We start from the raw sequence: 22,285 nt of genomic DNA, 5'->3' as shown, positions 1-22,285 counted from the left end.
AGTTTTGTTTATACTAAAGCTAAATAATAATTTTAAATAATCAAAGTAGTTAATCAATTTTGTTGTATTACCTCACTTCGTCTTTTTATATGTTGACTATAAGGAAGCGTATCAAATAGCATCCTAATAATCCATAATAAGTTTATATAATAAAAAAAGCTCTCATTGTTGAGAGCTTTTACTATAGAAAACTAATTAGTTTTAGTTTACTGAATTTTGCAAATCTGCACCAGCTTTAAACTTCACAACGTTTTTAGCAGCGATTTTGATAGTCTTACCAGTTTGTGGGTTTCTACCTTCTCTTGCAGCTCTTTTAGAAACTGACCAAGAACCAAATCCTACCAATGAAACACGATTCCCTTTTTTAAGAGATCCTTCTACATTACCTAAGAAAGACTCTAGGGCTTTTTTTGCTGCTGCTTTAGTGATTCCAGCATCAGCTGCCATTGCATCGATTAATTCTGTTTTGTTCATAATTCTGTTTTTAAATTAATTGTTGGTTAAACCAATTTTATGTTAAACGCTCTACAAATTTATACGGATTTATGATTCGTGCAAGGATTAGCCCAGTAAATACGGGCTTTTGTTAATAACTATAAAGGATTGTTAATAAACATCACTGTTTTTTTTGGAATTTCTTGATTTTCATGAATACTTCAAGCTTAACTCAGTCGCGCATCACTATCAAATTTATAACCATTAAGAAGCGAAACCGTGTCCATAGCTCGCTTACCGGGTAATTGTATTCTCAACAGTTTAATAAATCCATCAGATACGGCTACCTTTAAAGTAGATTCTTCAACAATCAAAATTCCGTTTTCATGGGTATGACTTTCCTCGATAAATTCTGTATCATATATTTTAATCGTTTGTAACTGTCCTTTATTATATAAATTACTCCAGGCAGTGGGATATGGATTGAGACCACGGACTAAGTTGTAAATTGTCATTCCTTTGGCATTCCAATCGATCTTGGTGTTTTCTTTATTTAACTTATAGGCAGTCTTAACTTCCGGATCATTGGGTTGGTAGGTTAGATCTACCTTTTCTTTTTCGATAAGTTGTAAGGTGTCAATCACTAAACCAGCTCCGATCACCATCAGTTTATCATGAAGCATTCCTGCATTATCATTCTTATCTATAAGCACTTCTTTTTGTAGAATTATCGCTCCTGTATCTATCTTTTCGTCAATAAAGAAGGTCGTTACTCCGGTTTTTTCTTCTCCATTTATTAATGACCAATTAATAGGTGCAGCACCACGATATGCGGGAAGTAAAGATGCATGCAAATTAAAAGTTCCGTGCTTAGGCATGTCCCATATTACTTTTGGCAACATTCTAAAAGCCACAACGATATTTAGGTTAGCACCAAGTGCTTTTACTTCAGCTACAAAGGCTTCGTCCTTTAGATTTGTAGGCTGTAGTATAGGTAGATTTTGTGTAAGCGCATACGTTTTAACGGCAGACATTTGTAGCTTACGACCTCTACCTGCCGGTTTATCAGGTGCAGTAATAACCCCAACGACTTCATACTTGTTCTGTAGAATCATCTTAAGGGTTTCGACAGCAAAGTCGGGGGTACCCATAAATAAAATTTTTAATGCGTTCATATAGTTGTAAGTTGATAGGTGTTATCAGGATTGATTTTGATCACACCGTGAATGTTCATTTCTTTAATAATTTCTAGAATCACCGTTTCAGGATACGCTAACTGCTCAACCAGCGTTCTTGATGATTGATTTTTATTCTTTAGTAACACCACAATTTGATGCTGAATCGCTTTAGTATCAAATGATTTTTTATTTTGTTGATTTGTGTAACAATAACTGCAAATTCCGCACTCATCCGGTTTTTTTTCTCCAAAATACTCCAGTAATTGCTGACTGCGACATTGTGATGTATTCTTTATAAAAGACACCATAGCGGCTACCTTTTCAACTTTTGATTGCGTATACTCTTTAATATGATGTCTGATACGATTTATAGTCAGCTCATCTTCTCTGGGAACTAAAAATATAATTTCTGCATCCGATTGTGCGTAGTTAAAGATAAGAAGGCCTTCATCTTGCAAGGTAGTAAGTATATTGACTATGAGCGTTTCTTCCATGGCTAGCTTCGAAGCTAACAGAGGAATATTAATCGGAGTTTCATCATCAAAAACACCCCCATAAGTTCGTAAGATACCTTTTATAATTAAAGCGGTAACTTTTTGGTCCGCACTGTAATTTAGTAATTGGTTTTGGGTAGAGGTGATGTGTATTGCGCTCTTTTTGGAGAAGCGTTGCACAAAACTTATAACACTGCATCGGTCTAGCAGCAATAAGGCATTATATGTTATAGTCGTATTGAGATTATAGGTTTTACAAAATGTATTAAAATTAAAATCATGTGTAGACTGTTCACCTTCACCATAGGATATCTGAAAATAATTGGATAATTTTCTATATACAAACTGTACATACCCACTGTCAGGAAGTACTTTTATGAATTGATTGTCCAGTCGAATACTATCATTTTCATTATGTAATAAAAATGCAAGTGCTTGTTTATCATCACGACCCCCTCGTCCTGCTTCCTGAAAATAGCTTTCTATACTTTCTGGAATATGGTAGTGAATGACAGTTCTTACATCTGGTTTGTCTATTCCCATTCCAAAAGCATTGGTGGCGACCATCACACGTGTCTTATCTTGCATCCAGCTGTTAAAACGTTCGGTTTTCAATTTGCTGTCAACTCCGCCGTGATAGTACTCGGCTTTTATATGAGATGCTTTTAAAAATTCGGTAAGTTCAACTGCAGTCTTTCGATTACGGACGTAAAGAATAGAGCTTCCTTCATACTTCTTTAAAATACGCAAGAGTTGATAGCGCTTATCTGCAGCTTTAATCGTCCAATATCCTAAATTATTGCGATAAAAGGAAGCTTTATAAATATTCGGCTGAAAAAGCTCCAGTTCCATTTTAATATCCTCAATAACTTTTGGCGTTGCCGAAGCAGTTAAGGCGATGATAGGAACGGTAGGATGTAATTGTCTTAGAATTTTAATCTTCTTGTAAGAGGGTCTAAAATCATTACCCCACTGTGAGATACAATGCGCTTCATCTACCGCGACATAATTGACTTTCATTCTTTTGATACGCTCTTGAACAAGGTCTTGCAACAGTCTTTCTGGGGACAGATATAAAAAACGATAATTGCCATAGACACAGTTATCGAGTAAAGTATCCAAATCTTTATATGAAATACCACTAGGTAACGCAAGTGCTTTTATACCACGATCATTTAGATTTTTAACCTGATCCTGCATAAGTGCTATTAATGGTGAAATTACAATACAAATACCTTCCTGCATAAGTGCAGGAACCTGAAAACAGATAGATTTTCCACCCCCGGTTGGAAGTAGTGCCAAGGTGTCGTTTCCATCGGCGAGAGAGGTGATGACCTGCTCCTGACTTGGTTTGAAACTCTCGTGTTTCCAGTATTTATGTAATATTTGTAGTGCGCTACTCATTATATAGTTTAGTCGAGTTGCTCAAGAATAAAAGTTGAACGTTCCTCAATAGTACCAAACGGCACCTCAATACAAGCATATCCAAGTTCTGTATAGGTTTTCTCTAAGCACTCATGAATTTTTTGTGCTTGTTCAAAATCTTCATAACGTTCATTATCCGTTACATGAATTTCTTTCCACGGGGGTAGTAAGAAAACATAATCATACCGATGTGTGGCACACGCTTCGAGAAAGTTATCCGGATTATTAGTGTTACTGTAATTCATATACGCTATCACATCAGGAATACCTCTATCCAAAAAGATTCTGGAGTGCTTTATATCAGTCGCTTCATGAAATTGCTTGATGCGGCCATCTAATAATCGTTGACTAAATAAAGTGGGATTCTCAAGAAATAATTGAGTGATTCCTTCTTCCTGAGCCTTTAAGGTAACAGCACGTGATATCTCATGAAGACATACTTCTCCAATACTGTCCAAATAATCGATAACGGTAGTTTTTCCGGTAGAAGGTCCTCCGGTAATAACAATTTTTTGTTTTGTCAATGGGAAAATTTTAATGCAAATTTCGTAATATTTGACAGAATATGAAAATATTGCGTAAATCTATAGGATTAAGTAATTTAATTTTTTTTAATAGTGCAGGATACCATGTATCTTTGACAAAAATTTGCATAGATGAGTAATCCTGACGGAAGTGAAGAATTTTATAAGAAATTAAAGAAGCAGTTAGCCGAAACAGCCCTTTGGCCAAGTGCATACCTTTATAAATTTATAGTACCTACAGAAGCGGAAAAAATTAATAAAATTGAGGGTATTTTTGACAATATGGGAGCTGTTATAAATAAGAAAGTATCTAAAAACGGCAAGTACACCAGTGTGTCAATAAATTTGAGAATGAAAAATCCGGATCATGTTATAGCAAAGTATCAAGAAGTTGCTAAAAATGTAGAAGGTGTAATATCATTATAGACTTTAGGTTCTTTTTATTATTTATTTTTTAATATGGGCCAAATACTTGCTATAAACTACGTACACTTATATTATTTTAGTATTTTGCGACAAAATAAGCACAACAATATATCCATCACATCGCTTATAAATTAAATTACACTAATTACCACGTATATTTAATTTCTTCAAAAGAGAGTACGTTTGAGAGTGCAATGTGATACATACATAAACTATTTATGGAAATCAACAATTTAGAATACAATACTGAGCGAGAAAAGCTCATCATTCCTGAGTATGGTCGTCATTTACAAAAAATGGTAAATCATGCTATGACTATAGAAAATAAAGAGGAACGAAATAAGGTTGCCAAATCTATCATCGATGTTATGGGTAATTTACAACCTCACTTGAGAGATGTGCCTGATTTTCAACATAAGCTTTGGGATCAACTTTTTATTATGAGTGATTTCAATTTGGATGTAGATTCACCATATCCACCATTGACCAAAGAAAAACTTGAAGAACGTCCTGAACCTCTTGAGTATCCGCAAAATTTCCCTAAATATCGTTTCTACGGAAATAATATTAAAAGAATGATCGATGTGGCAAATAGTTGGGAAGACGGTGATCTTAAAGATGGCTTGATCCTTACGATAGCTAATCACATGAAAAAATGTTATCTTAACTGGAATAGAGATACGGTAGAGGACAAAGCAATTTTTTCACACCTGTATGAATTAAGTGGTGGAAAAATTAATTTAAAAGGAAGTAACGAGGATTTAAGTACACCTTCTGATTTATTAAAAGGAAAGAAGAAATACACGAATAAAAAGACAAATAATTTCCGCGGACGCAAAAAACGCTACTAATACTTACCCCATTTATAGAATATGAGCACATTTCAAATAGAAGGAGGACATAAACTTAAAGGTGAAATTACACCACAAGGAGCAAAGAACGAAGCACTACAAATTCTTTGTGCAGTACTGCTAACCCCTGATAAGGTTACCATTTCTAATATACCAGATATACGAGACGTCAATAAATTGATTGAGATTCTTGGTAATCTTGGTGTAAAAATTCAAAAATTAGGTAAGGGTAAGTTCTCGTTTATAAGTGATGAACTTAACTTGGACTATCTTGAGAGCGAACAGTTCAAAAAAGAGGGGAGTGGCCTTAGGGGATCGATTATGATCGTCGGTCCTTTGTTAGGACGATTTGGTAAAGGGTATATACCAAGACCAGGTGGTGATAAAATTGGACGTCGGAGACTAGATACACATTTTGAAGGTTTTATAAAGTTAGGAGCCAAATTTAGATACAACCGCGAAGAACGTTTTTATGGAGTAGAAGCTCCAAAAGGTTTAAAAGGTAGCTATATGCTGCTTGATGAAGCTTCGGTAACCGGTACCGCTAATATTGTTATGGCTGCGTCCCTCGCCGAAGGTACAACAACTATCTACAACGCCGCTTGTGAGCCTTATCTTCAGCAATTGTGTAAGATGCTGAATGCTATGGGAGCTAAAATTTCCGGTATTGGGTCAAATATGCTTACGATTGAAGGTGTAACCGCATTAAATGGTTGTGAACACCGCGTACTTCCTGATATGATCGAAATTGGTTCATGGATAGGTTTAGCTGCTATGACACGTAGTGAGATTACTATTAAAAATGTAAGCTGGGAAAACTTAGGTCAAATTCCGGATACTTTCAGAAAACTTGGAATTACGCTTAATAAAGTTAATGATGATATTCATATTCCTGCACATACTGAGGGTTACCAAATTGAAAGCTTTATTGATGGATCGTTTATGACCATCTCTGATGCGCCTTGGCCCGGGTTTACTCCTGATCTGTTGAGTATCGTGCTAGTGGTTGCAACGCAAGCAAAAGGAGAAGTAATGGTGCATCAAAAAATGTTTGAAAGCAGACTGTTCTTTGTAGATAAACTTATCGACATGGGTGCCAAAATAATTTTGTGTGATCCACATAGAGCTACTATTATAGGACATAATTTTGAATCAATTCTTAAAGCGACTACCATGGTGTCTCCTGATATCAGAGCTGGAATTTCTTTGTTGATCGCTGCATTGGGTGCAAAAGGAACTTCAGTTATTCACAATATTGAACAGATTGACAGGGGTTATGAAAATATTGATGAACGTCTGAGAGCTATTGGAGCTAAAATTATTCGAACTGAATAAGGTATCATGACCTGCGATATATGACCGATTAGTATTAATATACTAATCGGTTTTTTTTATCCATAATCCTGTATGATATAGTTTTTTTGAAACCTTCAAATTTTGTGAGGTAAGGCAAATCCATCCATTATTTCTTAAATCCTCTTAAGCTCATATTAATAGTTGGTTAAACCACGGATTATATTTGATTTCATGCTAAAAGCGAAGTATCTTTTGAGAAAAGAAAAAATAAAAATTATGGAAAAGATATTAATTGCAGGAGCGAATGGAACTACGGGAAAACAAATTGTGGAGTTCTTAAAAAATACTTCAAACTATGAGCCGATAGCGATGGTTCGTAAAGAAGAACAAAAGAAGGAATTTGAAGCACAAGGCGTGAAAACGATTCTAGGTGATTTAGAGAAAGATGTATCTCATACAACCAAAGGTATAGATAAAGTTATTTTTGCCGCCGGATCTGGGGGTAAAAAGGTGGTAGAAGTTGATCAAGAAGGAGCTAAGCGACTTATAGATGCATCAAAAAAATCTGAAATCAAAAAATTTGTAATGCTGAGCTCAATGGGAGCAGATGCGCCAGAGAAATCTGAAGATTTACAGGAATACCTTAAGGCTAAACATAATGCTGATGTGTATTTAAGAGAAAGCGGACTAAATTATACAATTGTTCGACCAGGATCTCTTAATAATGAAGGTGGAAATGACGCTATAATATTGGATGCACATCTGGACAAGATGGGCGAAATTCCTCGTTCGGATGTTGCAAAAACATTGATTAATGCGTTGGAAAATGATCGTGCTAATAATATGACATTTGAGATTTTGGAAGGAGATACACCAATTGCTGAAGCAGTTGCCTACGCCAACTCTTAGTTTTTGAGTATTCATAATAACACAAAACCTCTTAAATGTTAATTTAAGGGGTTTATTTTTTAGGTCTAGTTTACATTCTATTAGCATATACTTAATTCTGCCTTAATGATTGAATGCAATGACTAGGCGCATCTTTGTCCAAAAAAAAATGAACTTGTTTTTGATAACATTCGGTGCGCTTTTTACAATTATGAATCCCTTAGGTACCGTACCTGTTTTTATTGGTTTAACTGATGATAATACAAAAAAAGAAAATGCCAAAATTGCACTGGCTACCTGTTTTAATGTTTTACTAATTCTGATAGTATCATTTTTTGCGGGAAGTTATATTTTAGTATTATTCGGGATAACACTTGAATCTTTAAAAATTGCAGGGGGCTTAATAATTGCCTCTTCTGGGTTTGCGCTCTTAACCGGTAAGTTTAGTGAACATAAAGGAATGAAAAAGTCCGGTGTAAAGAAAGATTTGAAAACCAGAGATGAAATATCGCTAACACCCCTCGCAATTCCCATGTTGGCCGGACCCGGAACCATCTCGTTACTGATATCGTATAGACAGGAGTATGATGCTATGACTGATATCATTTGGATTTTATGCGCTATTGTCGTCACAACAATTAGTATTTACGGAGTTCTACGAAGTTCTCAATTCATAGTGCGCATGTTAGGTGCATCCGGAATTAACGCATTGTCCAGAATTATTGGTTTTATAGTAATAGCAATCGGAATTGAATATATGACTTCTGCAATTTTAACCGTAGCAGAACGTATCAACTTCTAATTTTTGAACTATTAATTATGCTTTCTCTGACTGGGATATGATAAAATATGCCAATTGTGAAACCAGCTTTGCAGTACGATTATCAATATCAAAGAGGGGATTAAATTCTACAATATCAGCACTTACAAGCTTTTTGGATACACAAATATCTTTTAGAACCCTTAATACAATGTCGACACTAAATCCTATTGCTGATGGAGCACTTACACCGGGAGCATACGCAGCCGAGAAGCCATCCATATCAATAGTTACATATACGTAATCGACCGAATTCACAAAGCCATCAAGCATTCTTTTAATTGCCTCATAGTTATTCATTGTAAACTCGTAATCTTCAATATATTGTACTTCTAATTCAGTAGCTGTTTTAAATAGCTGCGGAATATTAGCTGTACGATTAATCCCTAAACAGAGATAATCAATAGTATTAAAGCGCTTTGCTATTTGATTGAACGGCGTTCCTGAATTCCCTACGGTTTCCAGGTTTCTCAGATCAAAATGCGCGTCAAAATTGATTATTCCAATTTTTTTATTAGGATAGTATTCTTTAATGCCCCGAAAATGCGCAAAACTCAGATCATGACCTCCACCAATAATTATCGGAAAGATGTTGTGTTTATGCAACTGAAAGATAAGGGTAGCCATTTCATCCTGAGCCTGCTCCAAGTTCTGATTAGTACATTGTATACTTCCTATATCCAGAAGGTGTGTGTTTTCCCGCAAATGATTGGCCATGGACCCAAATACCTTTCGCACAACCTGGGATCCATTAGCTGCTCCAACCCGTCCTAAATTTCGACGCACTCCCTCATCACAAAGATATCCTGCCAAAGCATACTTTTTTATCTCCTTAGGAGTTTCCAATACTATATCTTTTCTCAAATCCAGACAATGAATTTTTTCGTGTAGATACTGTTGCTCCCCAGACCGTCGACCACTGTAAATGCTTGCGTCCGATTGTAGGTAGTTAGAAAGAGAAGTTGCTATTTTTTCTGTCATTAGGAGATTGTTTTTAAAATTTCGTCTGATACAAGATTAGGTAATGTTACTTTTAAATTAGGGGTTCTTTCCATTTCGCGACGTATAGCAAACAAGGCTTCTTCATTTCTTGCCCAACTTCTTCGAGCGATACCATTGTTTACATCATAAAAAAGCATGTTCTTTAATTTTTTAGAAGCTTCAACAGAACCATCTAATAATAAACCGAATCCACCATTGATCACTTCGCCCCAGCCAACACCGCCACCATTATGAATAGATACCCATGTAGCACCTCTAAAGCTATCTCCGATAACATTATGAATCGCCATATCGGCGGTAAATTTACTACCGTCATATATATTGCTGGTTTCTCGATAAGGAGAATCTGTACCACTCACGTCATGGTGGTCTCTGCCCAAAACGACCGGCGCTGACAATTTTCCTGATGCTACGGCATCATTAAAGGCGTCAGCAATTTTGGCGCGTCCCTCTGCATCTGCATATAAAATTCTAGCTTGAGAGCCTACCACTAATTTATTAGCTTTGGCTTCTTTGATCCAGGTGATATTATCTTGTAGCTGCTGCTGTATTTCAGGAGGAGCAGTGGTTTTTATATCTTGTAACACCTTCATCGCAATTTGATCGGTACTATCGAGATCTTTTACATCTCCAGAGGTACATACCCAGCGAAAGGGACCAAATCCATAATCAAAACACATCGGACCTAAGATATCCTGCACATAGGATGAGTATTTGAAATCAATTCCATTCTCATGCATTACATCGGCCCCTGCACGTGAAGCTTCTAACAAAAAAGCATTTCCATAATCAAAGAAATAGGTTCCTTTGGCTGTGTGTTTATTAATGGCTTCAGCATGTCTTTGCAGGGAGGTCTTTACCAGCTCTTTAAATCGTTCGGGTTCCTTACTTATAAGTTCATTTGCTTCCTCATAGCTAATACCAACAGGATAATAACCACCAGACCACGGATTGTGAAGCGATGTCTGGTCTGATCCCAAGGTTACAGGAATGGCTTCTCTATCAAAAATTTCCCAAACATCCACAACATTCCCTTGAAACGCGATAGACACGGTTTCTTTTTGTTGTATTGCCAGTTGTACCCGAACGACCAGTTCATTAAGATCACTTAAAATTTCGTCAACCCATCCTTGATCATATCGTTTTTGAGCGGCTTCCGGATTCACCTCCGCGCAGACGGTGATACAACCGGCAATATTTCCAGCTTTGGGTTGTGCACCACTCATTCCGCCCAACCCAGCGGTCAAAAATAGTTTACCCGCTGCCGATTCGTTGGCGGGTAGTGTTTTTCTAAATGCATTCATCACGGTGATCGTAGTTCCATGAACAATTCCTTGCGGACCTATGTACATATAGCTACCTGCGGTCATTTGACCGTATTGTGTAACACCTAATGCATTATATTTTTCCCAATCATCAGGTTGAGAATAGTTGGGTATCATCATACCATTAGTAACAACTACTCTGGGAGCTTCCTTTGAGGATGGAAACAGTCCCATAGGATGACCCGAATAAATATGTAAGGTTTGTTCATCACTCATCGTCGCCAGATACTGCATGGTCAATATATATTGCGCCCAGTTCTGAAAAACTGCTCCGTTACCACCGTATGTAATCAATTCGAGTGGATGTTGAGCTACTGTAGGGTCCAGATTGTTTTGTATCATAAGCATAATACCGGCTGCTTGTAATGATTTTGCCGGATACTCTTCTATGGGTCTCGCATACATTTCATAGTTTGGCATGAATCGATACATATAAATGCGTCCCAAAGCATCGAGCTCTTCTTTAAATTCCTGAGCTAATTCGCTATGCCATTCTTTAGGAAAGTATCGCAAAGCATTGCGTAACGCGAGTGTTTTTTCATCTATAGATAAAATTTGTTTGCGTTTGGGAGCGCGGCTTATAGCTGAGTCAAGAGACCGTTTGGCGGGTAAGGTTTCCGGAATTCCTTGTAGTATTTGATCTTTAAAAGTCATAAATATATTCTTAGCTACTAATTTTATAAACGTGTTTTTAACGAATCGTTCCGTATCAGTTCTCCGTTTTTGAAAACAAAGGAGGGTTTTAATTTACCTTGTTGGTAAAAAATCTCATTAAAATGATTTGTCTGAAAAAGATTAAAATCAGCTAAATTGTCAGGTACCAGAGTACCTCTATCCTTAAGATTTAATGCTGCAGCCGCACGATAGGTAATTCCGGCAAGCAGTTCAGCATTGGTCAATTTTTCAAACGTTCCTAATATACATGCCTGGAGTAAAAGGTCTCCCATAGGAGCAGATCCTGGATTCCAGTCACTGGCAATAGCTAATGCTCCTCCTTTGTCAAGTAGTTTGCGCGCAGGAGTAAAGTCACAACCCAAACCTAATGAAGCCCCTGGTAAGGCTACAGCTATAACATCACTCGCTGCTAGCATTTTTATTTCTACATTAGAACTAGCTTCGAGATGATCTGCACTCAGTGCCTTAAACTCAACCGCAACTTTACTACCTCCTGTTGTAAACTGATCTGCATGAACTGTAATATCAAAACCCATTGCTTTGGCTTTTTCAAAATACGACCTGATCGTTGTTTCAGAAAAAGCACTTTCTTCAATAAAAGCATCAATACGGTAGGTCAACTCTTCTTTTACAAGTATGGGAAATAGTTCGGTACTGACTTCGTCAAGATAGGCTTCTGCAGTTCCATCGTAATCTTTGGGAAGCATATGAGCTGCCAAACAGGTACTTACCAAATCAGCTGATGTATTTTGATTAGCTTGGTTAATAGCCCTTAACATTTTCAATTCTTCTTTCACTGATAAGCCGTAACCACTTTTGACTTCGACCGTTGTTATACCGGATTGTAATAATGTATTTGCACGTGCTGTGGTAAGTTCCACTAACTCTTTTAGTGAAGCTTCTCTGGTCTGTGTAACGGTATCCCAAATACCGCCACCGGCTTTGGCAATTTCCAGGTAAGTTTTACCTGCATTTCTCAAAGCATAATCACGAGCTCTTGAGCCTGCAAAACATATATGTGTATGTGCATCGATAAAACCGGGGGTGCAAACATAATCACCTTCTAGGACTATAAATCTTGCATTGATTGTTAATGCTTCTGATTTTAACTCTTCATATTCTGCTATTTTTTTAATTTTATTGCCTTGACATAAAATTCCAGCATTTGAGATTATCGGTAGATCCTCATCCTTCAATACTCCTTTAACATCCAAAGATGTCATAGGTAAACATTGCATTAAGGGGCCAATAAATAGATACGGTGAGTGCGATTGTGTATCATTCTTCATAAAATCAGATTTAATAGGTTTCAAAGAATTCAGAAAACTCTGTTTTTAATGAATGTTTACTCTTTGTAATCATTTCATCCACTGTTTTGATAATAGCACGGGATTTAATTAACTCAATTCCGATTTCGATATCATCCGAAAAAACTCTATCCTTTGCGGCAAAGCTTACATGAGATCTTACCATTTTATGAACTTCGTCCAGAAGAACACCCGACTTGAGTGGTTTTCTAAAATCGAATGCTTGTGAGGCAGTTAGCAATTCGATCGCTAATATTTTTTCAACATTTTCTAATACCTGTAATGCTTTGCGCCCACTAATTGATCCCATACTTACATGATCCTCCTGTCCTAAAGATGTTGGGATACTATCTGCACTGGAGGGAAAACACAACCCTTTATTCTCACTGGCGAGGGCAGCGGTGGTATATTGCAGAATCATATAACCTGAATTAATACCCGTATCATGCATCAGTAATTTAGGAACTCCGGGGGAGTTACCTTCTAAAGATAAATAAATTCTACGATCCGAAATATTACCAACTTCAGAAGCCGCAAGGCATGCATAATCCAACGCCATAGCGAGGGGTTGACCATGAAAACTACCTCCGCTTATAGTTAGAGCTTCGTTAATTATTATAGGATTATCCGTAACTGAATTCAATTCTACTTCCAAAAGTTCTTTTAAATGAAGCCAGGCATTGCGAGAAGCTCCATGAACTTGAGGGATGCATCGCAGCGAGTAAGGATCTTGTACCCGATCACACTGACTATGGGCCTCCATAATCTCAGAATCTTCTAATAATGCCTTTATTCGCTTTGCCACGTGTATATTTCCCTTAAACGGACGAAGTTGATGTAGCTCTTCAAAAAATGGTTTTACCGATCCCTGTAACCCTTCGATCATCATAGCACCAATAATGTCAGCTTGGGAGAGACAACTTTGCAATTTATCAACGACTTTTACAGCGTGCGCAGCTATAAACTGAGTTCCGTTAATCAACGCCAAACCTTCTTTAGGCCCCAAGTCTAAAGTTTCTAAATGATGTAGTGTGAAAAGTTCGCGAGTCGTTATAATCTCATCTTTGTGAATAACCTTACCCAAACCAATCAAAGGCAAAAACAAATGGGAGAGCGGAGCTAAATCCCCCGATGCTCCAACAGATCCCTGTGAGGGTACGATAGGTATCACATCATTATCAATATGCCATAAGATTCGATCTAATGTGGATTCAGCAATTCCGGAGTATCCTTTTGATAGGGAGTGTAATTTTAAGATGAGCATTAACTTTGCTAGCTCCGTTTCTATTGGAGTACCTACACCTACACTATGGCTTTGTAAAATATTAGTTTGTAAAACTTTAGTTTCATTTTTTGATATTTTGGTTGTACATAACGGACCAAATCCGGTATTTATACCGTATACCGCATCTCCTTTTTCGACAATATTTTTTACTACTTGAGCACTAGCTCTAATTTTTTGGCGTGTTGTATCTGTGAGCCTTCCTTGGCATTCTCCACGAGCAAGTCTAAGTGCCAAACTTGCCGTTAAGAAATCTTCTCCGTAATTAAAGTATTCTATTGATCTCGACATAGTTGTAATTTTCTATAGCTATGGTCTAAAATACTACCTATATTTAATACTTATAAATACTATTTTTGTCATTAATTAATACCTATGAAGCATCAATTAGAGTTACGTCATTTTAAGTATTTTATTGCAGTTGCAGAAGAATTACACTTTCGCAGAGCTGCAGAACGTTTATTTATCTCTCAACCGGGTTTAAGCCGACAGATCAAACAGATGGAAGATATCATTGGAGCTAAGCTTTTTATCCGTGATAAGAGAAATGTAGTATTAACCACTGCTGGTGAATACTTGAAAAAAGAAATTAATTATATCTTGAATCATCTCGATGTTACGCTTAAACAAACTGAGTTAATAGATAGGGGAGACCTGGGAGAAATTAGAATAGGTTTTTTAGGATCGGCCATGCAAAAAGTTATTCCAGATGTACTAGTCCAAGCCAATGCCCAATTTCCGAAAATTAAATTTTCTCTCGAAGAAATGAGCAACTATGATCAGGTGGAGGCCATATTGGACGATAAACTCGATGTAGGTTTTGTGCGCCTGGATTATGTCCCGGATACCATTGATAAAAAAGAAATGTATACAGAAACATTCTCTATAGTACTACCCAAAAATCACCCTTTAAACAAGGAAAACTTCCATTCGGTCTCACAACTATCAGAGGAAAATTTTATCCTATTTTCTTCAGATTACAGTTCGTTATATTTTGCTCAGATTATGAGTATTTGCAAAGATGCAGGCTTTTCGCCAAAAGTTTCACACAAATCGGTGCATGCCCAAACCATTTTTAAACTTGTAGAAAATGGATTAGGTGTTGCTATAGTTCCAACATCACTTCAATACGGATTTGACCTTGCTATTAAATGTTTAGAAATCCCAAACATAAAACAGCGAGCGGTGCTTTCAATTATTTGGAAAAAGGAGAATCGCAATCCCGCCTTGCCTCAGATCAAATCTTTGTTGTAAGCATCATGCGGTTACCGGCATTGCATAATAAAATTGTTCCTCTACAATTTTTCCATTATTCACGGTAAAAACGCCTAACTCTTCCATTTGCATGCGACCTTGACCTTTAAAGGTACAATCAAAGCTCATCTTACAGCTAAAATGATTTTCTGCAACGAGAGGGTCAGAGATATCACCTCCATGATATTCTTCTACATTATCGTACCAATCTTCACTTTTTTTGGTAACAGCGTCCTTTCCTTTAATCACCTCATTGGGCAACCCAGGCATTTCTCTGCTTACGATATTTTGATCATACAGCTCTTTAATAGCCTGCATATTTTCTCCTTTCCGGCAGAGTTCAACGAGCCGGTGTGCTACTTGATTTGTGTTCATCGTGTTGTATTTTAAAAGGTTGTTTTCGAAATATTCTTGCTTTATTTCATGCCTTTAAAATACAAAAAAAACGATTGAAAATCAATAGATTATATCAAGTTAGTTATTGCAAAGCTTTTTTATAGGTGGTCAAACAACGTTCTCTTGCCTCTTTATGATCGACTATCTTGTCCGGATAATCCTTAGTACCAAATTCTTTAATCCAGTTTTTGATATAATGCTGTTCTTTGTCAAATTTATCAATTTGAGTAGTAGGATTAAAAATTCTAAAATAAGGAGCGGCATCTACGCCACTGCCCGCTGCCCATTGCCAATTACCGACATTACTAGACATTTCGTAATCTAAGAGTTTTTCAGCAAAATATGCTTCGCCCCAACGCCAATCTATCAATAAATGTTTACATAGAAAACTCGCTGTCAACATACGAACACGATTATGCATATAACCGGTTTGATTCAATTGTCTCATTCCTGCATCAACCAATGGATATCCTGTTTGTCCTTTTTTCCATTTGTCAAATTCGTTCTCGTTATTTCGCCATTCAATACGGTCATATTTCTTCTTAAAAGCTTCATTCTGAGTTCTCGGAAAATGCCACAGAATTTGCATAAAGAACTCTCTCCAGATTAGCTCTGACCAGAATACTTCATTTTTTTCTGCAATTGCCTTTTTCATCATTTTCCTAATACTTACCTTCCCAAAACGTAGATGAGGTCCTAATCGAGAAGTGCCTTGATTCTTGGCAGGATAATCACGAGTGTCCTCATAATTTTGGATAAGGGTGGGAGTGACCGTATACTCAGGTATTTCAATTGATGATGGTGTAAAACCCATATCAGAAAGACTTAAATTTGGTAATCTTGAATTTTTATACAGATTAGACAAATGCTGACTTGTGTAATGAATAGTTAGGGCATCAGGGTCGAAGTGTTCTTTCCACTTATTTTTATATGGGGTGTAAACGACATAAGGGTCGCCATCGGCTTTTACAATTTCATCTTTCTCAAAAATTACTTGATCTTTAAAAGTATAGAAGGGTATATTCTTTTTATCGAGCAATTCTTTTAATTCCTTATCACGTTGTAAAGCGTAGGGCTCATAATCATGATTGGTGTAGACTTCTTTAATCTCGTAAGTTTCTAGTAATTCTTTAAAAATATCATTGGGTGTACCGTAATGTATGCCAATAGAGCTTTGGTGAGCATCCTGAAGCTCTTGTCTCATTTTTTGAAGCGTGTCAAAAATAAACGTAACTCTGGGATCATCTTCAACCAACTCCTGGAGAATTTTTTTGTCGAAAATGAATAAAGGTACTACTGGATAGTCACTTTTTAGAGCATTAAGAAAACCAATATTATCATCTAAACGAAGATCTCTGCGAAACCAAAATATAGCTACTTGTTTTGACATCTTAGTTGATGTTGAGCGTTGATAAACCTCCGTCTACGCCTAAAACCTGACCGGTAATCCAGCTGCTTTTATCGTTCAATAAGAAGGAAGCTATATTGGCTATATCCTGCACGTTACCTACGCGTTTTAGAGGATGACGTTCATCCATTTTTTCACGTTTTTTTTCGTTGCCTAATAGGCGTTTGGCTAGTGGTGTATCTGTGAGAGATGGAGCAATAACATTAACTCGCATGGACGGAGCGTACTCGGCAGCAAGCGCCTTAGCGAAGCCTTCAATAGCCCCTTTGGCCGCAGCTACACTTGTGTGAAAGGGCATGCCAACTTTTACCGCCACCGTACTAAAGAATAATAAACTTGCCTGATCAGATTTTTTTAGAAGAGGCAATACGGTATGTAACGTCTTAACAAGTGATAGAAAATTGAGATTCATATCATCCTCAAAAGTGTCAGGGCTTAGCATATGAAAAGGTTTCAGGTTGATATTGCCCGGACAATATACAAATCCATCCAAGGTATCAGGAAGTTGCTCCAAACTTAGTTGATCCGTGGTACTATCAAACGGAATGTAAGTAACTTCGAGCGAGCCTAAGTTTTCAGAAGTTCTTGAAGCAACAAAAACCCGGTGTTCTTTTATGAGTTGACTTGCAAGTTCAAAACCGATTCCGTGACTTCCGCCTATTAAAAGTATATTTTTCATTGTAGTTAGTTTAAGATATCTTGTTTGAGTATGGGATCAACGGTATTTTTGGTAACTTCTTCATACGTTCCAAAAAGTTCGATTAATTTTTTTTCTCTGTAATCAAATATTTCCTTCAATTTGGGTTGCACCAAAAACGGATGTACAAGACGACCTAAAAAACCAAAGGGTACTTTGTAGTCAATAACATCTTCCATTAACACGCCTCCCGGAATTTCTTTTATAAAATGCTTGTGATGCCACAAAGCATAGGGTCCAAATCGCTGTTCGTCCACAAAGTATTCATTTTCTAGAACATGCGTAATTTCCGTCACCCACTTAGTTTTAATTCCGGCTACGGGAGTAACTAAATATTGTATAATTTGCCCCGGGAACATAGCACGATCGGCGCCACTAAGTATTTCAAATCCCATATAATCAGGGGTGATAGTTTTTAGATTGGCAGGGTCCGATAAAAAAGCCCAGGCTTGCTTAACTGATATAGGCAGCTTTTGCTTACTTTTTAAGGTATAAATTTTCATGATTGTACACTTTGATGTAAATGTAGCGACATTTTGTTTAACTATAACATCATTATTGTTAAACAAAAATTAAATTTACATTGTGACTCTTTCATATTCTTCACAGCAATGATCTGATTTGATAAGTTTGTAAGTGATCACAGCTTGAAGCGATTCAATGATCTGAGTTGGAAAATAGAGCTACTGATGTACCTAATTTTATTTGAGAAACATCGAAAAATAGATAAGTAAAAGTTCTATTAAACTCTGCGTTTTTATGTGTTTTTCAGCACTCGTAAAGCATCTGAAAAACCAGGATTTTTATTTTAAGTTTTTGTTAACCTTTTTCGGGAGATTGATGAGTATTTTCGTTAGACCATAAATAATTAACAAAATCTAAACACAATGAAAAAGATCGTCTTACTTTTAACAGCAGCACTTCTTAGTACAGGTGTTTTTGCTCAGGTAAAAACTCCGCAACCAAGTCCAACCTCAAAAATTGAGCAAGTAGTTGGTTTGACAGATGTAACCGTATCATATTCCAGACCCAGTATGCGCGAGCGAACTGTTTTTGGATCTCTGGTTCCATTTGGAAAATTATGGAGAACAGGTGCTAATGAAAACACGAAAATTACTTTTAGCGACGATGTTAAAATCAATGGATCAGACCTAAAAAAAGGAACCTATGCTATTTTTACAAAACCATCTAAAGAGAATTGGGAAGTAATTTTTTATAGCGATGCTAATAACTGGGGAACTCCGCAAAAATGGGATGATGCTAAAGTAGCTTTAAAAACTACAGCTAAAGTAGGGACTTTACCGATGAAGGTGGAAACATTTACAATTATGTTCAGCGATTTTAAAATGGACAGTGCTAAATTAAATTTTATTTGGGAATCTACTGAAGCTATGTTAGATATCGAAGTGCCTTCTAAAACAATAGCTGAGGAAAGTATTCAAAAAACACTTGCTGGTCCAACGGCTAATGATTACTACCAGGCGGCAGTATTTTATAAAGAAACCGGAAAGATGGATATGGCTAAAGAATATATCGATAAGGCTGTAACTATGCGCAAAGAACCGGCATTTTGGTATCACAGACAACAGTCGTTAATTTATGCTGAAACGGGTAATAAGGAAAAAGCAATTGAGGCAGCTAAAAAATCTTTGGAATTAGCAGAAAAAGCAGGAAATGCTGACTATGTAAAAATGAATAAAGATTCTCTGAAAGAATGGGGAAGCTAAGATTTTGGTAACTATAAGAAAAAAATGCGGCCTAACAGCCGCATTTTTTATATCAATATTCGAGATTAATTCTTTTCCGGATTGTATCCAACGTAGTTATTAACTCCAAACTTTTACTCAAAGGCATAATATCACTTTCTTTGTTTTCTTGTTGCAACATTTTGTTTACGTGCTCAATTTCAAAATTATACCCAAAAGTTTCTACAGGAAAATTAAATGTTTCGTACTTATTTCCTTCGGTTACAGTAACACTTGAAGGTTCATGAAAGCGTCCGTTTATCACTATTTCTGCACGCTCTAATTTAATGATTGCCTCGGTTGCAGTTTTCTTTTTAATAGAAGAGAATAATTTCGAAGTAACCCTATTATTATGCTTTAATTCGACTTCACAATCCTCGTCAATCACTGTTTTTCCAATAGTAGCTTTAGCACTAATTTCTTTGGGAACACCTAATAAGTCCAGTGCTAAAAATATGGGATAAATACCAATATCTAATAAAGATCCTCCTCCCAGTTCCTTGTTATAAAGTCTGTTTTCTGTATCAAAAGCCACGTTTATCCCAAAATCTGCTGTAAATTCAAGAATCTCTCCGTATTTTTTGGATACAATTAGTTCTTTTACAAATTGATAATGTGGTAAAAAAGCCGTCCATAACGCCTCCATCAGAAACACTTCATTTTGCTCAGCAAGGTGTATCATTTGTTGAACCTGTGCAATAGAAATACCCATTGGTTTTTCACATAGGACTGCCTTTTTATGTTTTAGACATAATAAGGTATGTTTAAAATGAAAAGTATGAGGCGTAGCAATATAAATCACGTCGATTTCCGGATTTGACACAAGTGCTTGATAATTATCATAACATGTTGTCGCATTATGAGTCTCGCCAAAACTATTAGACCTATTTTCATCTTTGCTCGCTACAGCTTGCAAAACCGCGCTATCTACAGTTCTCAGATCACTTGCAAATTTGTGGGCTATTCTTCCACATCCTAAAATTCCCCACCGTATCTTATTATTTTTCATGAGACTATTTTTATTTTATTTGGTCGTTTAGTTATGGATTGGATAATCAATGCGATGGACATAAGTAATAAACAACCTAAAACGTTAAGCCATAAAAAAGGCATTACATCAAATAGCCAAACGATAATTATAAGTATCTGGGTGATTATCGCAGCGATAAAAGTTGCATTGGACTTTACGTATTTTAAAAAGAATGCCAAAAGAAAGATACCAAGAACATTACCATAAAATATCGAACCGATAATATTTACTAGTTGAATTAAATTATCAAATAAATCTGCCACACAAGCTACAGATATTGCAATAACTCCCCAGAGCAATGTAAATAATTTAGAAGCTCTCACATAATGAGTTTCACTCTTTTCGCCACTGACATTTCGCTTGTATAAGTCAATTACCGTTGTAGAGGCGAGAGCATTGAGTTCTGAAGCTGTCGAGGACATTGCAGCAGAGAGAATTACTGCTAATAACAGCCCTATAATTCCGCGAGGTAGATTATTTAAGATAAAGTGAATAAAAACATAATCCTTATCATTGGTTTCGATTATTGGATCGGCTTGGTTTATTAACACTTTAGCCTTTTCTCTATTTTGTTGTTCTTGAATATTTAAAAGTTTAAGATCGTTTTTTAGCGCTTGTTGTTGACCACTACCCACATACTCAGTAATAAGGACTTTTTTTTGTAGATGAATTTCAGCCTGATCTCGTTCTAGTTCCTGGTATTCTTCCGAATAAGAGGAGTTGGTTACAGCAGCTTGTGCAGCAGGATTAAAGTTAAGCGGAGAGGTATTGAATTGGTAGAAAACAAAAACCATCACACCTACCAGAAGAATAAAGAATTGCATGGGCACCTTCAAAATTCCGTTGAAAATTAAGCCTAGCTGACTTTCTCTAATTGATTTTCCGGTTAAGTATCGTTGTACCTGACTCTGATCGGTTCCAAAGTATGAGAGCGCTAAAAAGGTTCCTCCAATTATACCACTCCAAAAAGTATAGCGATTTTCAAAATCAAAGGAAAAATCCAGAATTTCCATTTTTCCACTAGCTCCTGCAATATCAAGCGCATCTGTAAATGATATACCTTCAGGCAGGTAAGATAGAATAATATAAAAGGCTATAAACATACCTAAAAATATAATACCCATTTGTTGTTTTTGAGTAACACTTACCGCTTTGGTTCCCCCGGAGACTGTATAGATAATAACAAGAATACCTATTATAACAGTTAACAAAGTCAAATTCCATCCTAAAATAGCTGATAATATGATCGCGGGAGCAAAAATTGTAATTCCTGCCGCCAGCCCTCGTTGCACCAAAAATAAAACAGCCGTTAAGGTTCTGGTCTTTTGGTCAAACCTACCTTCTAAAAACTCATAAGCGGTATATACATTCATCTTATGATATAGTGGAATAAATATCATACAAATGATGATCATTGCAATAGGTAATCCAAAATAAAATTGAACAAACCCCATGCCGCTGTCAAAAGCCTGACCCGGAGTAGATAAAAATGTAATAGCACTTGCCTGAGTAGCCATAACTGATAATCCTATCGTCCACCATCGGGAAGTATTATCACCCTTTAAATATTGTTTTACGGTTGTACTTCCTTTAGTTTTCCATACTCCATAAAGTACGATAAAAGCCAAAGTTCCCAGAAGGATTACCCAATCTATTAGTTGCATAGCATAAATTAAAATTGATAGTCTTTTGACATGAAGAACTTACGCTCCATAATGTGAAGAAATTAAGTAAAATGCCAAAATATAGATAGTATTTAGGACGAGGACCAGTGTATATTCTTTTTTCCAAACAAATTTCTTTTCCATAGCAGGATAGTTTTTAAGT

Annotated in this window: 21 protein-coding genes; 7 read left to right on the top strand and 14 right to left on the bottom strand. The window is 36.5% G+C overall.

What is annotated here, in order from left to right; genetic code table 11:
- Nucleotides 1–201: 201 nt before the first annotated feature.
- From ACJRPK_RS07140 to ACJRPK_RS07125, 4 genes are all read right to left on the bottom strand, one after another.
- Complete coding sequence (locus ACJRPK_RS07140; RefSeq protein ID WP_148782106.1) at nucleotides 202–474, bottom strand: HU family DNA-binding protein; 273 nt, start codon at nucleotides 472–474, stop codon at nucleotides 202–204.
- Nucleotides 475–662: 188 nt separating this feature from the next.
- Entirely contained in the window at nucleotides 663–1,610 is a 948-nt protein-coding gene (fmt, locus tag ACJRPK_RS07135) for a methionyl-tRNA formyltransferase (protein ID WP_407139246.1), read from the bottom strand.
- The gene (locus tag ACJRPK_RS07130; protein ID WP_407139245.1) at nucleotides 1,607–3,511 is read right to left on the bottom strand and encodes an ATP-dependent DNA helicase RecQ; all 1,905 of its coding nucleotides are present in this window, start codon (nucleotides 3,509–3,511) and stop codon (nucleotides 1,607–1,609) included. Before ACJRPK_RS07130 ends, fmt begins: the two co-directional genes overlap by 4 nt.
- Before the next feature lie 8 nt (nucleotides 3,512–3,519).
- Nucleotides 3,520–4,056 carry an AAA family ATPase gene (locus ACJRPK_RS07125; RefSeq protein ID WP_407139244.1) on the bottom strand — a complete coding sequence of 179 codons (537 nt, stop codon included), beginning with the start codon at nucleotides 4,054–4,056 and terminating at the stop codon, nucleotides 3,520–3,522.
- A 132-nt stretch (nucleotides 4,057–4,188) separates the two neighbouring features.
- On the opposite strand from ACJRPK_RS07125, the gene ACJRPK_RS07120 reads away from it, so the two are divergent.
- The 5 genes from ACJRPK_RS07120 to ACJRPK_RS07100 all read left to right on the top strand — a co-directional run bounded on the left by ACJRPK_RS07120 (nucleotide 4,189) and on the right by ACJRPK_RS07100 (nucleotide 8,319).
- A complete protein-coding gene (locus tag ACJRPK_RS07120; protein WP_148782110.1) occupies nucleotides 4,189–4,482 on the top strand; it encodes a DUF493 family protein in 294 nt (97 codons plus the stop codon).
- 218 nt (nucleotides 4,483–4,700) lie between these two features.
- A complete protein-coding gene (locus ACJRPK_RS07115) occupies nucleotides 4,701–5,333 on the top strand; it encodes a DUF4290 domain-containing protein (RefSeq protein WP_407139243.1) in 633 nt (210 codons plus the stop codon).
- A gap of 21 nt (nucleotides 5,334–5,354) precedes the next feature.
- Nucleotides 5,355–6,668 carry a UDP-N-acetylglucosamine 1-carboxyvinyltransferase gene (murA, locus tag ACJRPK_RS07110; RefSeq protein WP_407139242.1) on the top strand — a complete coding sequence of 438 codons (1,314 nt, stop codon included), beginning with the start codon at nucleotides 5,355–5,357 and terminating at the stop codon, nucleotides 6,666–6,668.
- Nucleotides 6,669–6,905: 237 nt separating this feature from the next.
- A complete protein-coding gene (locus ACJRPK_RS07105) occupies nucleotides 6,906–7,538 on the top strand; it encodes an SDR family oxidoreductase (protein WP_407139241.1) in 633 nt (210 codons plus the stop codon).
- A gap of 148 nt (nucleotides 7,539–7,686) precedes the next feature.
- Nucleotides 7,687–8,319 carry a MarC family NAAT transporter gene (locus ACJRPK_RS07100; RefSeq protein WP_407139240.1) on the top strand — a complete coding sequence of 211 codons (633 nt, stop codon included), beginning with the start codon at nucleotides 7,687–7,689 and terminating at the stop codon, nucleotides 8,317–8,319.
- A gap of 15 nt (nucleotides 8,320–8,334) precedes the next feature.
- Here the strand turns inward: ACJRPK_RS07100 and hutG are convergent, their stop codons facing one another.
- From hutG to hutH, 4 genes are read right to left on the bottom strand one after another with little or no spacing between them, the layout of a single operon-like run.
- Entirely contained in the window at nucleotides 8,335–9,318 is a 984-nt protein-coding gene (gene hutG / locus ACJRPK_RS07095; RefSeq protein ID WP_407139239.1) for a formimidoylglutamase, read from the bottom strand.
- On the bottom strand, nucleotides 9,318–11,318 hold the full coding sequence (locus tag ACJRPK_RS07090) for a urocanate hydratase (RefSeq protein WP_407139238.1): 2,001 nt from the start codon (nucleotides 11,316–11,318) through the stop codon (nucleotides 9,318–9,320). Before ACJRPK_RS07090 ends, hutG begins: the two co-directional genes overlap by 1 nt.
- 23 nt (nucleotides 11,319–11,341) lie before the next feature.
- Entirely contained in the window at nucleotides 11,342–12,628 is a 1,287-nt protein-coding gene (gene hutI, locus ACJRPK_RS07085) for an imidazolonepropionase (protein WP_407139237.1), read from the bottom strand.
- Between the two features lie 10 nt (nucleotides 12,629–12,638).
- Nucleotides 12,639–14,219 carry a histidine ammonia-lyase gene (gene hutH, locus ACJRPK_RS07080; protein WP_407139236.1) on the bottom strand — a complete coding sequence of 527 codons (1,581 nt, stop codon included), beginning with the start codon at nucleotides 14,217–14,219 and terminating at the stop codon, nucleotides 12,639–12,641.
- Nucleotides 14,220–14,303: 84 nt separating this feature from the next.
- Between hutH and ACJRPK_RS07075 the strand changes: the two genes are divergently transcribed.
- Nucleotides 14,304–15,182 carry a LysR family transcriptional regulator gene (locus ACJRPK_RS07075; RefSeq protein WP_407139235.1) on the top strand — a complete coding sequence of 293 codons (879 nt, stop codon included), beginning with the start codon at nucleotides 14,304–14,306 and terminating at the stop codon, nucleotides 15,180–15,182.
- A 3-nt stretch (nucleotides 15,183–15,185) separates the two neighbouring features.
- Here ACJRPK_RS07075 and ACJRPK_RS07070 read toward each other — a convergent pair whose 3' ends face one another.
- The 4 genes from ACJRPK_RS07070 to ACJRPK_RS07055 form a co-directional block, all read right to left on the bottom strand.
- A complete protein-coding gene (locus ACJRPK_RS07070; RefSeq protein WP_148782120.1) occupies nucleotides 15,186–15,557 on the bottom strand; it encodes a nuclear transport factor 2 family protein in 372 nt (123 codons plus the stop codon).
- Between the two features lie 103 nt (nucleotides 15,558–15,660).
- Complete coding sequence (locus tag ACJRPK_RS07065; RefSeq protein WP_407139234.1) at nucleotides 15,661–16,968, bottom strand: cryptochrome/photolyase family protein; 1,308 nt, start codon at nucleotides 16,966–16,968, stop codon at nucleotides 15,661–15,663.
- 1 nt (nucleotide 16,969) lies between these two features.
- Complete coding sequence (locus ACJRPK_RS07060) at nucleotides 16,970–17,665, bottom strand: SDR family NAD(P)-dependent oxidoreductase (protein ID WP_407139233.1); 696 nt, start codon at nucleotides 17,663–17,665, stop codon at nucleotides 16,970–16,972.
- A gap of 5 nt (nucleotides 17,666–17,670) precedes the next feature.
- On the bottom strand, nucleotides 17,671–18,186 hold the full coding sequence (locus tag ACJRPK_RS07055; protein WP_407139232.1) for an SRPBCC family protein: 516 nt from the start codon (nucleotides 18,184–18,186) through the stop codon (nucleotides 17,671–17,673).
- Nucleotides 18,187–18,570: 384 nt separating this feature from the next.
- Here ACJRPK_RS07055 and ACJRPK_RS07050 point away from each other — a divergent pair, with 384 nt between their 5' ends.
- Nucleotides 18,571–19,410: a DUF2911 domain-containing protein gene (locus ACJRPK_RS07050; protein ID WP_407139231.1), complete on the top strand. Its 840-nt coding sequence runs from the start codon at nucleotides 18,571–18,573 to the stop codon at nucleotides 19,408–19,410.
- A 52-nt stretch (nucleotides 19,411–19,462) separates the two neighbouring features.
- Here the strand turns inward: ACJRPK_RS07050 and ACJRPK_RS07045 are convergent, their stop codons facing one another.
- Together ACJRPK_RS07045 and ACJRPK_RS07040 are read right to left on the bottom strand one after the other, a co-directional pair.
- A complete protein-coding gene (locus ACJRPK_RS07045; protein WP_407139230.1) occupies nucleotides 19,463–20,437 on the bottom strand; it encodes a Gfo/Idh/MocA family protein in 975 nt (324 codons plus the stop codon).
- On the bottom strand, nucleotides 20,434–22,122 hold the full coding sequence (locus tag ACJRPK_RS07040) for a sodium:solute symporter (protein ID WP_407139229.1): 1,689 nt from the start codon (nucleotides 22,120–22,122) through the stop codon (nucleotides 20,434–20,436). Before ACJRPK_RS07040 ends, ACJRPK_RS07045 begins: the two co-directional genes overlap by 4 nt.
- Nucleotides 22,123–22,285 lie beyond the last annotated feature (163 nt).

Origin of the sequence: Aquimarina sp. 2-A2 (assembly GCF_045505135.1) — a bacterium.
Classification (GTDB): domain Bacteria; phylum Bacteroidota; class Bacteroidia; order Flavobacteriales; family Flavobacteriaceae; genus Aquimarina; species Aquimarina intermedia.
Note: the sequence above shows the minus strand (reverse complement) of the source record. Positions and strands in the feature narration are given on the sequence as shown.